A 13,621-nucleotide genomic window follows, 5' to 3' on the forward strand; every position below is an offset into this window, starting at 1 on the left:
AATACATCTCAGAAACGAAAAACATGAAACTTATAAATCCCAAAATAGTCTTAGGTTTAATCTTTAGTTGCTTAGTGAGCTTTATTTCACTGTCTGAGGCCAGACAAAAAGACGATCCTCCAAACATTATTGTGATATTTGCAGATGACCTGGGCTATGGCGACTTAGGGGTTTTTGGTCACCCTTCCATCAAAACACCCAATTTGGATAGAATGGCCTTTGAAGGGCAAAAGTGGACCAATTTTTATGTAGCGGCACCGGTTTGTACACCTAGTAGAGCAGGAATTTTAACCGGAAGGTTGCCAATCCGTTCTGGAATGAGCAGTGATAAAAGAAGGGTACTTTTCCCTGACTCCAATGGTGGACTTCCTCAATCTGAGATTACCATTGCAAAGGCATTAAAAGGTAATGGTTACCAAACGGCTGCCATAGGAAAGTGGCACCTTGGGCACAAGTCTCCCTTTTTACCTACTGATCATGGTTTTGACAGTTATTTTGGCATACCATATTCAAATGACATGGATAAGGTTGACAAAACAGATCATTTTACCTTGACGGATAACGAGAAGTTTGACGCTTATAACGTTCCACTGATGAGGGACAATAAAATAGTAGAACGCCCAACAGATCAAAGAAACCTCACCAAAAGATATACAGAAGAAGCTGTGTCAAAAATCAAAGATTTTAAAAAGGATCCATTTTTCATTTATTTGGCCCACAACCTTCCTCATATTCCTTTGTTCAGGTCTTCGGAATTTAAGGACAAGTCTTTGGGAGGAATCTATGGAGATGTTATAGAGGAAATTGATTGGTCGGTTGGTCAAATTTTAGCTGCTTTGAAAGAGGAAGGCATTGCTGAGAACACCTTAGTAGTTTTTACCTCTGACAATGGGCCATGGCATATTTTTAAGACCCATGGAGGTACTGCTGGATTACTTAGAGGAGCCAAAGGAGGTACTTTTGAAGGGGGTATGAGAGAGCCTACTGTTTTTTGGTGGCCAGCACAAATTAAGCCAGGTGTGGTTATGGATATGGCCACAACTATGGATTTGTTGCCCACATTTTGCGCCATTTCAGGAACAGCATTGCCTGATGATAGGGTGTATGATGGTTTTGATATTTCAGGCTTGCTTAAAGGTACAGGGAAAAGTGAGAGAGAGACTGTTTTTTATTACCGTGGTCAAAGAGTGTTTGCTGTGAGAAAAGGGGATTATAAAGCCCATTTTATCACCCAGCTTGAATATGGAAATCCAACAGCCCATCCCACGACCCATCCCGCAGTTACAGTAGAAAATAGTGCTACCATTTTGGAAACACCTCTATTGTATAACGTGAATAATGATCCAGGTGAGCGGTTTAATATAGCTGAAGACCATCCTGAGATTATAGCTGAAATAAGAAAGGTATTGGCAGAACACCAGGCAGGGATTGTACCAGTAGAGAATCAGCTTGAAAAATAATTGTAAACCCATTCTTTTCATTTAAAGAAAAATATAAAATGAGATCATTCTGCATACTATTCTTACTGTTTGTCGCTGAATTTCCGTCGCAATTCCTGCAAGCAAAACCAATGCAGTTGAAAAAGGATCCACCCAATGTTATCCTTATTATTACTGATGATCAAGGGTATGGGGATTTTGGATTTACGGGTAATCCGCATGTCAAAACTCCTGTGATAGATAATTTGGCGCAGGAAAGTGTTCGGCTTAATAATTTTTATGTTTCCCCAGTTTGTGCGCCTACCAGGTCTAGCTTAATGACAGGAAGGTATTCCTTGCGTACAGGTGTTAGGGATACTTATAATGGTGGCGCTACCATGGCTACAGAGGAAATTACCCTTGCTGAAATGCTTAAGGATGCTGGATATGAAACTGGAGCGTTTGGAAAATGGCATTTGGGAGACAATTATCCTTTCCGTCCTGGAGATCAGGGTTTTGATGAATCCTTGATACACTTGGCAGGAGGGATGGGGCAACCTGGAGATTTCACGACTTATTTCAAAAAAGACCGCAGTTATTTTGATCCTATCCTCTGGTACAATGGCAAACAGAAGTCATTTCTGGGCTATTGTTCTGATATATTTACTGATGAAGCCATTCGCTTTGTAGAAAATCAAAGTCCGGAAAAGCCATTTTTCTTGTACTTATCATTTAATGCGCCACACACTCCTTTGCAGGTGCCAGACGAATATTACCAAAAATACAAAGAAATTGATCCATCTGTAGGCTTTGACGGCAATGGAATGCCAATGCCTAAAATGAGCGATAACGACAAAGAAGATGCTAGAAAGGTATATGCCATGGTGTCCAATATTGATGACAATATAGGGAAGCTAATGCAGAAGTTGGAAGAAAGGGGCATCTCAGAGAATACCATAATCATTTTCATGACAGACAATGGACCGCAGCAATTCAGGTATGTCGCTGGCATGAGAGGGAAGAAGGGGAACGTTTACCGTGGAGGGGTGAGAGTGCCCTTTCTTGTCAGATATCCCAATGGCTTAAAACCAAACCAGGAGGTAAATGCCACTTTGGCTCATATTGATGTATTGCCTACTTTGGCTGATTTGTGCCAAGCAAAAGTGCCAAATGACCGAGAAATAGATGGACTTAGTTTTGCTGGATTATTAGAGGGGAAAGATAAAAATGAAGCGGCATTTGATCAAAGGCCTTTGTTTTTTTACTGGACCCGGAAGTTGCCGGAATTGTATGAAAACATTGCCATCCAAAAAGGCCCATATAAATTGGTTGGGAATATTGGCTATGATGCAGCCCCAAAAGACTTCGAGTTGTTTCATTTGGCAAAGGACCCTTATGAATTGGACAACATTGTAGCTAGTCATCCGGAAAAGGCCCAAGAACTTAAAAGAGCCATAGATCAAATGGTAGGTGAGTTAACTGATTCGCCAAACCTCATGGAGGACCATATGCCAATAGTTGGGACAAAACATGAGAATCCGCTAATATTGAATCGCAATGACGCTTCGGGACAGAGAGGCATATGGACACAACAAGAGATATATGGGTATTGGAATGTTGAAATTCTTGAAGGGAATTATAACATCAGGTATAAATTTATTGAACCCTTGACTAAAGCTGGCAAGGCAATGTTGGAAACCAAAACACAGATCATACAATCCCATATAAGTCAAATGCCAACGGATATGATTGAATTAAAAAATGTTCATTTGAAGCACTACAAAGGAAGTGTTACCCCACATTTTATGAGTGGAGGAAAAAGCATGTTCCCTTTGTGGGTGGAATTTGAACGGATTGATTAAAAAAGTATCAGGTTTGTTTGAAGCCCTAAATATTCAGGAGACACTCTAATACATATACCATCTAACTCCTATAATTAATGGTTTTAATTAACCCCTTAATGTGATTTTAAGGGATAAGTTACTGATTACCCTTATCTCTTCCTGTTCATTTTTTCCCCTAAGTGAATTATAAATCAGGGCAGGCTATGATGAAAAAGCCAACCAAAAAGATCAAGGCTGTATGTAAATCTTAATGTAAAATGAATACTGAATGGCTAAACAAAAAAAACTCCGCCGAAAAGGCGTCAAACAGATTTTTTGTTCTAGCGCCATTGAGCATCCATTTTACTAATTTCCATAAGGCTGGAATAAAAAAAATGGCATAAATCTAAATTAGCTTCATTAAATCAAAAAAGGTCAGCATTTTAATGCTGACCTTTTTTGTGGTATTCCTTATAAACATCTAGGCATTGGCACTTTGAGGTGCCCAATGGGAGCATAGCATTCCAGGAGCTGCTTTTTGAGGATTGGCACAATCATCTGTTTCATACCTTAGGCAAGAGTTACAATTTTTGTTGTCTTTTAATGCTGCTTTCATTTCGAAGGTATCGCAGGTATAGCTTTCATTGACTTTTACGCCATGAATTTTGCATATACCACTGGAATCTAAATTTTCACAGTTATTACAGTTACTTGCTAATCTGATAGACATAATTCATTTGGTTTAAGATTCAATATAAATTTACCACAGAAGGCAGATAGAATCAATTTAAATAGTTGAAAACCAACTTTTTGTATTTAGACTTCTTAAGAATAAGCAGGTGAAAAACAACTGCTAATGGGATGTTCTGAATTGTAAGCCTTTGATTATTATAAGCTTTACACAGGCAGTGTAATTTGAATTGAGAACTTGTCTTTGATAGTATAAATCAGATCATGCAGTATAATTCTTGAAGCCTGTTCCGTATTTACGGGAAAGATTAAATCCGCGAGAAAACAAAGTTGTTCAGAGAATTAGCATAGCACCACAATGGGCAAAGATTTCTTAAAAAAACAATTAATAGGCTGATTATTAATTGATTGTGGCACATGGTAAAAGGTCTATTCCCTATTTCGGGCTTAAAGTGATAAAAACAATTCAAGTAATTATTACCTCATCTTTTGGGGGATTTACATTAAGTATTAAGATAAGACTGTGGATTTCAATAGCGGACTTAGATTACTAATGTCTAGAAGAATTAACGAAGGCAAGTTCAATCATTAGGAATTTGTTATGTGAATGTGGTAACTAATAATATTTTATTAATATTATTTTAACGAATTAATTTGATGCTTTGGTAATTTTTTACAAAATTTAATATCAAATATTTACTAAGGTGTAAATCAGCATTGAAATTCCGGGAATTAGGTAAGAGAATAGTCTAAAAGATTATCCAAATAAGTCGCAAATCTTCAATTTGACATGATCCAGGTTAAAGTAATCGATTCCAACTGATTGGCAAAAGTAAAATTTTCTGCATTGCTAATGAATGTGACTATAAATATGAATTCAATATACATCTAATACACACCCTATGAAAAAAACTATTCCTAAAATGAGCATCCATCGCATTATTTGGTTGGTTGCATCACTTCTATTTTCAGTACTACTGGTTCAACCAGTTTCGGCCTCTCTGGTGGCGCTAGAAAATAGTATTTTAGCAGACCTTAAAGGAACTGTTGTCGATGAGACGGGTGCTCCATTACCAGGGGCCACCATTACCTTACAAGGAACTACTCAAGGGACCGTATCTGATATTGACGGTAATTTTTCCATAGATATACCGGAAAATGGCACTTTGGTGATATCCTTTATAGGGTATAAAACGCAAGTCATCACCATTGGAAATGAAAGCGTGCTTAATGTGCAATTGATACAGGATGAATCCTCCCTGAATGAAGTATTAGTGGTGGGCTATGGTACCCAAGAAAAACGAGATGTTACCGGTGCTGTATCTTCTATAAAAGGGGATAACCTGGAGAATTTACCAGTATCAGGTGCTGCACAGGCATTGCAAGGAAGGGCAGCGGGAGTCAATGTGGTAAGAAATGGTGGCGCACCCGGAAATCAGGGTTCTATTAGAATTAGAGGGACGGGAACGCTTAACAATGCAGACCCTTTAATTATCATAGATGGTGTTCCTGGTGGTAACCTTAATGACGTAAACCCAAATAATATAGCATCCATTGAGGTATTAAAAGATGCGTCTGCTTCCGCGATTTATGGAACAAGAGCGGCCAATGGCGTTGTGATTGTCACCACTAAACGTGGTGACTTCAACCAACCATTGAGAGTTGAGTTAAATGGTTACACGGGCGTTTCCAACGCCATAAAGACCATCGACGTGCTGGATGCACCTACATTGGCCAGCCTGAAAAGAGAAAGGTACACGAATGATGGATTAACGATTAATCCCATTTGGGAAAATGCAGCTTACCAAACGCAAAAGACCAATTGGCAGGAAGAACTTTTGGGACAGGGCACCACGCAGAATGTGGACCTTACACTACGAGGCGGAAACAATAATTCTTCTTTTATGCTCGCTGGTGGCTATTTTAAGGAAGAAGGGATGATTTCTAATTCTGACTTTAGGCGACTAAGCTTTCGAATTAATTCTGACCATAGGATTAGTGATAAGTTTAAGGTAGGCCAAAATCTACAGCTTGTATCGATCAATCAAAGAAGCCCAAATACACTCTCAGCACAAACCGGCGTCTTATGGAGTGCAATACGCTTTCACCCTGGGTTGCCTGTTATGAATCCAGATGGTTCTTACAGTTCTTCTCAGATTTCAGGAGAATTCGGAGACATTAACAATCCTATATTTACCCAGAATACACAGGACAATAACAGTACCAGCCACAAGATTTTAGGAAACTTAAATGCTGAATATGAAATCATTGAAGGGCTTAAGTTCCGGGTTAATTTTGGTTTGGATGGTTTCATTAGTGATGGTTATAATTTCAATATCATTGTCAATGACCAGATAAGAACCAATTCTATGAATTCTCTTTCAAGAAGCTACAATGAATACTATTCTGTATTGGCCGAATACTTTGTTTCCTATGATAAAGTATTCAATGACCTGCATAATTTTAATTTTGTTGGAGGATATACCACCCAGACCTTTAATTCAGATGGATTCAGTGCCAGTAAAAGAGATTTTCTGGATGAGTCATTTGATCAAAGATTTTTAAGTGTGGGCCAAACCTTGAACGGAATAGATGGAGGTAAATCATATGATGCCCTGGCATCCTATTTTGGCAGGGCTACTTATAATTATGATGAACGCTATTTGGTGACCGCCACTTTTAGAAGTGATGGGTCCTCTAAATTTGCACCTGGAAATCGCTGGGGTTATTTCCCAGCCTTCTCACTTGGCTGGAGAATCTCAGAAGAGGATTTCTTTCAAAATGTTGGCTTTATTTCCAATATGAAATTGACCGGTGGATGGGGAAGCCTGGGAAATCAAAATGTTCCGGGATTACAATACCTGGCGCTCATTAGCTCTGGAAGAAGGTATTCTTTTGGGGGAAACCAAACAGTAGGCGCCGCACAAACCAGGGTACCAAATCTTGGGATTACTTGGGAAACAGCCCAAATGACAAATATAGGCCTGGATTTAGGCTTTTTAGACAACCGTTTGCTAGCCAATTTGAATTATTTTATAAAGGACACCAAAGACATGCTGATCGCTCCTCCCACCATTGGATCCATAGGGACTGCACAGATACCCAACCAAAATCTTGGTGAATTAAGAAATAAGGGACTTGAAGTGGAGGTTTTGTTTAGAGAATCCCAGGGAAAATTTACCTATACGGTGAGTGGAAATGCTTCCTTTATCCAAAATGAAGTCACCAAATTAGTAGATGGTAATTTTATAGGTTCTAGGTTATATGGCAGGTCTAGTCAGGAATTGTCCAGAACCTATGAGGGTTCCCCAATTGCAAGTTTTTATGGATGGAGAGCGGATGGATTGTACCAAAGTTCCGAGGAGATTCAGAATGACAGCAATATTGCAAATGATCCACGAAAAAGTGGCGGATTGATACAACCCGGGGACATGAAGTTTCTGGATTTAAACGGTGATGGAATCATTGACGAGTCAGACAGGGAAATCATTGGGAATCCTCATCCAAAAGTGGTTTACGGTTTAAATGCACAGTTAGGGTATGGTAATTTTGACTTAAGTTTATTTTTCCTTGGCAATGCTGGATTTGATATTTACAATGCCGACAGGATGCAGGGAATAGATCCAACTTACCCTTTCAATATGTATGCAGAAACCATCAATCGATGGAATGGCCAGGGAACAAGCAATGAAATCCCCAGAATGACGACTAAAAGAGATAATCTCAACCACAGGACTTCTGACTTGTTTTTGGAAGATGGAGATTTTCTTAGGTTAAAAAATGTGGTACTTGGTTATACTTTACCCACACCAATCACTGACCGAATTGGGGTTTCTAAGGCCAGGTTTTATGTAACTGGACAAAATGTATTTGTCCTTACAGGCTACTCGGGAATGGATCCTGAATTAGGATATACAGATGGCAACCTGCAATTGAATGCAGATTATGCACAATATCCGCAAGCCAGAAGCTGGACCATAGGTACAACGATAACTTTCTAATGTAAGCATATGAAAAATTCAATTCAACTTCTTTTGTTGCTAGTATTAATTGCTACAGCTTGTGAAGACAATATACTCGATACAACTCCCTACGGGCAATCTACTTCCTCACAGTTTTGGAGAAATGGGGAAGATGCTGTAGCTGCTGCCAATGCCATGTATGAGCCTTTAGTAGTGGAAGACTTTTATGGGCATGCGGAACACACCTTTGATATTCCATCTGACGATCAGTTCAGAGCAGGAGATCATGGTGAGGACCAGGCCATAGAATCTTTTACTTTTGATGCAGGTAACCCGCAGCTATTTTATAGCTGGAGGCACAAATATGAAGTAATTTCCAGGGCCAATGCCGTTTTGATAAATGTTCCAGATATCAGCATGGACCAAACACTTAAAGACAGAACTTTAGGAGAAGCCCATTTTCTAAGAGGATTTATGTACTGGAGATTTGCTGTAATCTATGGTGGTGTGCCAATAATCCTAGAAGAGGATGTTATCGCAAACAATTACAACAAACCAAGGGCTACTTTGGAAGAAACTTATGCTCAGATTGAAGCTGATTTATTAAGAGCTGCAGATCTTTTGCCCATTTCTCATGATGCAGATGATTCAGGCAGACCCTCTAAAGGTTCTGCCAATGGACTATTGGCCAAATTGTACCTGTACCAGAAAGCCTTTGACAAGACCATTTCATTCGGTCAGAAGGTTTTAGATGGCCCTTACCCTTTGGCTGATAATTATCAGGACAATTTCCGGGTGGAAACGCAAAATAACCCGGAGGTTTTGTTCTCTATACAAAGCCTGCAAGGATGGCAGGACAATACCCATATTATTTACACCACACCAAGACCTTGGGGAGGTTGGGATTTTCACGAACCGGTGCAGGATTTGATCGAGGAGTTTGAGGATGGTGATCCCAGACTGGATTATACGGTTTATAAGCCTGGAGACATGGTAGATTTGGGAGGAGACAAAGGGCTGACAGAATACACCGAAGACCTTTCTTCTACAGGCTATCATTTCAGAAAATACTCTTCTTGGAATCCTCAGGGAGGGCTTAATATGAGCCATAACAATCCGATTTTAAGAACAGCAGATGTCTTGTTAATGATGGCCGAAGCCAAAATAAGGTCAGGTCAAAATGGAGATGCTGAAATCAATGCGGTCAGAGAAAGAGCAAATAGAACGGAACTTACAAATGCTACCATCGAAGACCTGATCCATGAGCGAAGAGTAGAATTGGCTGGGGAAAATCAGCGCCACCAAGACCTTATTCGTTGGGATAAAGACAATTTGGTAGATATTGTTGCCCTGTATAAAAAAGACCTGGGGCCATTAAAGCCACCAAGAAATTTTGAAAGGCCCAAACATTATCTTTTCGCCATACCCCAAAGAGAAATCGATTTAAGTAACGGTGTATTGAGCCAAAATTCTGGATACTAATGCTGAAAACAGGATTAATCTTTTGCTTTATTTTTGGTTTAATCCTTTCATGTGAAACCAGTTACGAACAAAAAATAATAGGGGAATGGAGATTGGATTCTGCTTATTACCATTATAACCAATTCAATTTCTCTAGCCAAGGTTGGCATCAAGTGGAAACTTATACCTATTTACCCACTGGTGAGGCGATCACCAGTGCGGTAAATGCCTCTGTTAGTAACAAGTACGCTATTGAAGACAAACGTCTTCAATATTTTAATGGTAATGGTGAACTGGTAAACGTCTATGATATTTTATCTATTGATGGGGAAAACATGGTGTTAAGAACGGATAAAAAGCCATTGTTTAAAGGAAAAAACCAAAACAGGTTTGAGGTCCGTTACTTTTCCAGGATGGATTAGGGGGTGCCCAAGTCGTTTAAATTCGAAATAGTAGGGTTGCGAATTGATAAACTGATTTCGATTTGATATTGACTTAATTTATACCAAATCGTCAATGCGAACCTTTTTTGGGGGCCTCTAGGGAGGCAAAGTGTGTGGCAATTTCGATTGAATGTCAAAAATCCAACCTGTGTTTGGCGCAAATTATTATTTAAATGCTGATTAAAGATGGTGCTCTTTTATTGGAGTACCATCTTTATCATAATAGACAACTTTAACTAGGTTAGGCTCAGGAAATATATGGTTGGAAAGTTGACTTAAATAAGCTGATCCAAAGTAAAACTCTTTTGCCCTCAATCGACCATCATTAAAGTACAGCATGGCTTTCTTAGCTCCTGGCACCTCTGGCAAGGGGGGAACCATCACTTTTTTCCCATATAAATTGATCCATTGGGTAGGCTGGTTATTTTTAGCGGCAATGTGAAATAGGCCTTTTTTTGCACTTAAGTATACAGAAGCCACAGCCCTGACATCCCCACCCAGCCCAGGCAATTGCTCCTTTACCCGTATTTTTTCATCCGCTTCAAATTCCATCCTTAAGCCATAGGAGGCATCATAGGACCCCGTGATTACTTCTGTTTGGTGAAAATTGCCTGCTAAAAATATTTCCATTAATCCATTCCCATCAAAATCACCTGATTCCATGCCAAAGACTGGCGAGATTTGAGCCAAATTTGGTAATGGAATATGCTCAAAACCTTTGTCCCCCCTATTGATCAAAAGTGCTGAGGAAAAGGTGTTAGCGGATAAAGTGTTTTCGGTTTTCTCTATAAGGTCTTTACCTAATAAAGAAGGCAAATCAGCATTTCCATAACTGTGAAAGGTGAGAAATTTCTTTTTTAATTGTGGGATCTGCTGGAACAGGTCATTACGTGGATGGATAGGAAACCTTATTCCATTTTCAACAAAGGAAATGATCGATTCCAAATTTCCATTGTTGTCAAAATCACCGCAATGAATTTCAAGTGGGCTTTCTATACTGGTTTGATACCTGCTATTCAGTCCAAGATTTCCAACGATATAATCGGTCATTCCATCCTGATTTATATCTGTTGCAATGATACTATTCCACCAGCCCGAACTCGCCTTTATGCCTGGTAGGCTGTCCTTTAAAATCAATTTACCGGATTGATTTTCAAAAAGTGTAATTTCCATCCATTCACCTACCAAAATCAAATCCACCCAATTGTCTTCATTATAATCAGTCCATAATGCGGCTGTTACCATTCCTATATTTTTCAAGCCTGGAGCCAATTGATCAGCTACTTCTGTAAAAGTACCCCCCTCGTTTTGTAGCAATTGAGAAGTCCCGGGTAATGGATAGGAATTGGGTGCCAACCTGCCGCCTACGAAAAGGTCTATATCTCCATCTTTATCAAAATCTGCCCCTGTGACACAAGAGCCACTTGCCGAAATGGTAGGTAGTGCAGATTGCGCCCGCTCATATTTTCCTTGACCATCGTTTAAATATAGCCGATCCTGATAATGCCCTGACCCAGCCTCAAATTCATTTCCACCCGAAACTACATACAAGTCCTGATCTCCATCTGAATCAGCATCAAAAAACAAAGCACCCATGTCTTCAAAATTGCTGTTATCGTCAGAAAGTGGAATTGAAGCAAATCTTGAATCTTCCTGTTGGGATAGTATAACTCCTGATTGTCCAAAGGCTCCACCGATAAATAAATCATCCATTTGATCAGCATTAATGTCTGCCACCGCTATGCCTGGCCCTAGTTGGGAATGTTTATGGGGCAATAATGGCTGTAAGTTGAAATCAGCATAAAATTTTTCCTGGTGATAAAAAATGGGAAGTGTTTCCGGCAGTTCTTCTACTACTTCCGATAGCAGTGAATTAGAAAGGGGCTTCACTTTTTCCTTTTCCAAGCTCTTTTTGTTAAGAGTGATGATTTGATTACTGAGGGTTTCGTTCAAAAGATTGACTTGTCCATCCGGCCAATGGATTTGGATCGAATCAATTTGTTGCTTGTCTCCAAGTCCAAAATGTATGGTCTCAGATACCGAGGACTGGTACCCTCTTGTTAGATAATGCTCGTAATATTGCATTTGGCCATTGACATAAAGTTTTATTTTTGTTCCCAAAGCCTGCAGATTCCCTTTTTCTCCTTCCAATCGAATTTTTAAAAAATGGTTTTTGCTGTGGTCTTGGCCGTTATTTTTATAAACTGAAGCCTTACTATAGGTATTGTTAATGACAAGGTCTAATTGCCCATCATTGTTGAGGTCTGAATATACCATGCCACTGGAATATCCGGGTATACCAAAACCCCAATCCTTTGACACCTCCTTGAAAGTGAGGTCTTGTCTATTTTGAAACATAAAATTTCCAAGGTGCGCACCTTTCAATTCCTTTAGTTCATCAAATATTTCCTTGCTGTTTAATTGATGAAAACTAGACCTGTAATCCACGAAATCCCTATTGGTGATGTCACGTGGATAGCCATTGGTAATAAATAGATCCTTCCAACCATCATTGTCCCAATCAGCCCACAAAGGAGCCCAGCTCCAGTCGGTAGCAAAAACGCCAGCCAAAAAGCTGATTTCAGAAAACTGTGGTAATCCTTCCACATTAATCCCTCTGTTTAATTGTAGGGTATTGCGCATATACTGGGGTTCATAGCCGCTTTTGATTTCCGAAGTAAACCGGTCATGACCCGTAGTACCAAACATCAATTTTTGACGGTAATTCGTGGGAGGGAGCATGTCCACTTCAATAAGATCTATTTTACCGTCATTGTTATAATCAGCTGCATCGTTGCCCATGGCCGAATAACTGGTGTGCTGAAATACTTTTCCTGCTACATTCAGAAAAGTGCCGTCTTTTTGATTCAAGTACAAAATGTCATTGGAGAGGTAATCATTGCTAACCATAATATCAGGCCAATTGTCGTCATTGAAATCAGCAATGGCTAAACCTAAGCCGTAACCCTCCAGCGTAATGCCACTTGCTTTTGAGACATCACTAAAGGTTGCGTCTCCATTGTTTTGGTAAAGCTTGTCGGTGTTTAGCATTTCACCATTCATCCTTTTGGGTCGAATAATATTTGGACCTGTTTCATCTGTCATATTATTCAACAGATACATGTCCAAGTCTCCATCCCTGTCATAATCAAAAAATGCGGCCTGGGTGCTAAATCCATTGTCTGCCAAACCATATTCCGCGGCTTTTTCAATAAATTTAAAGTCCCCTACGTTGATGTACAATGCGTTCTTTCTTTTAATCGCTCCATAGGGGCCCGAAAAGCATATGTAAATGTCTCTTAAGCCATCTTGATTGATGTCAACAATGGCTATCCCTGTCGCCCATTTACCCTCGGTGACTATCCCTGACCTAGGGGTTTTATTTTCAAATACAAAGTCCCCTATATTGGCGTAAATTTCACAATTCCCCATATTGGAGGTGAAAACAAGGTCATCTAAGCCATCATTGTCAAAATCTGCAGCAGCTACACCTGCTCCGTTATAAAAATATTCATAGGTAAGAATATTGAAAAACTCATCTTCTAAAAGTGTATTTTCAAATTCAATGCCTGTGTGCGAAAAGGGTAAAGCTGTAAAACGGTTACTGTCCTGACATGAAATAAGACTTAATAGAAATAATGCCAGGCAATGATTGCTAAGAAGGGAAAGGCTTTTTTTCATTCAATATAATATTTGCATAAACCGTTTCAATGAAATTAAAACCTTGTTTTTTAATAGGTAAATTTAATCATTAAGACATGATTTGGTTTGTTTTTTGAAGGAAATATAAGGTACAATATTTGTGGCTATTGATGTATAACAGT

7 protein-coding genes are annotated in these 13,621 nt (G+C 39.4%); 5 read left to right on the top strand and 2 right to left on the bottom strand.

The window, feature by feature from the left end:
* Positions 1–23: 23 nt before the first annotated feature.
* On the top strand, positions 24–1,460 hold the full coding sequence (locus tag AAC073_RS20125; protein ID WP_339925606.1) for a sulfatase: 1,437 nt from the start codon (positions 24–26) through the stop codon (positions 1,458–1,460).
* Between the two features lie 110 nt (positions 1,461–1,570).
* Entirely contained in the window at positions 1,571–3,280 is a 1,710-nt protein-coding gene (locus AAC073_RS20130) for an arylsulfatase (protein ID WP_339925607.1), read from the top strand.
* 442 nt (positions 3,281–3,722) lie between these two features.
* Here the strand turns inward: AAC073_RS20130 and AAC073_RS20135 are convergent, their stop codons facing one another.
* Entirely contained in the window at positions 3,723–3,971 is a 249-nt protein-coding gene (locus AAC073_RS20135; RefSeq protein WP_339925608.1) for a hypothetical protein, read from the bottom strand.
* Positions 3,972–4,833: 862 nt separating this feature from the next.
* Between AAC073_RS20135 and AAC073_RS20140 the strand changes: the two genes are divergently transcribed.
* From AAC073_RS20140 to AAC073_RS20150, 3 genes are read left to right on the top strand one after another with little or no spacing between them, the layout of a single operon-like run.
* Entirely contained in the window at positions 4,834–7,932 is a 3,099-nt protein-coding gene (locus AAC073_RS20140) for a TonB-dependent receptor (RefSeq protein WP_339925609.1), read from the top strand.
* A gap of 9 nt (positions 7,933–7,941) precedes the next feature.
* Entirely contained in the window at positions 7,942–9,375 is a 1,434-nt protein-coding gene (locus tag AAC073_RS20145) for a RagB/SusD family nutrient uptake outer membrane protein (RefSeq protein ID WP_339925610.1), read from the top strand.
* Positions 9,375–9,776 (top strand): hypothetical protein, encoded by a 402-nt coding sequence (locus AAC073_RS20150; protein WP_339925611.1) that lies wholly within the window; start codon positions 9,375–9,377, stop codon positions 9,774–9,776. Before AAC073_RS20145 ends, AAC073_RS20150 begins: the two co-directional genes overlap by 1 nt.
* Positions 9,777–9,977: 201 nt before the next feature.
* On the opposite strand, the gene AAC073_RS20155 is transcribed toward AAC073_RS20150, so the two are convergent.
* A complete protein-coding gene (locus AAC073_RS20155) occupies positions 9,978–13,478 on the bottom strand; it encodes a VCBS repeat-containing protein (protein ID WP_339925612.1) in 3,501 nt (1,166 codons plus the stop codon).
* Positions 13,479–13,621 lie beyond the last annotated feature (143 nt).

Source organism: uncultured Cyclobacterium sp. (assembly GCF_963977555.1).
Classification (GTDB): domain Bacteria; phylum Bacteroidota; class Bacteroidia; order Cytophagales; family Cyclobacteriaceae; genus Cyclobacterium.

Bases quoted from the DNA above. Each gene is read 5' to 3' on its own strand.
- AAC073_RS20135 (WP_339925608.1), bottom strand. From the start codon at position 3,971: ATGTCTATCAGATTAGCAAGTAACTGTAATAACTGTGAAAATTTAGAT.
- AAC073_RS20130 (WP_339925607.1), top strand. From the start codon at position 1,571: ATGCAGTTGAAAAAGGATCCACCCAATGTTATCCTTATTATTACTGAT.
- AAC073_RS20140 (WP_339925609.1), top strand. From the start codon at position 4,834: ATGAAAAAAACTATTCCTAAAATGAGCATCCATCGCATTATTTGGTTG.
- AAC073_RS20145 (WP_339925610.1), top strand. From the start codon at position 7,942: ATGAAAAATTCAATTCAACTTCTTTTGTTGCTAGTATTAATTGCTACA.
- AAC073_RS20155 (WP_339925612.1), bottom strand. From the start codon at position 13,478: ATGAAAAAAAGCCTTTCCCTTCTTAGCAATCATTGCCTGGCATTATTT.
- AAC073_RS20125 (WP_339925606.1), top strand. From the start codon at position 24: ATGAAACTTATAAATCCCAAAATAGTCTTAGGTTTAATCTTTAGTTGC.
- AAC073_RS20150 (WP_339925611.1), top strand. From the start codon at position 9,375: ATGCTGAAAACAGGATTAATCTTTTGCTTTATTTTTGGTTTAATCCTT.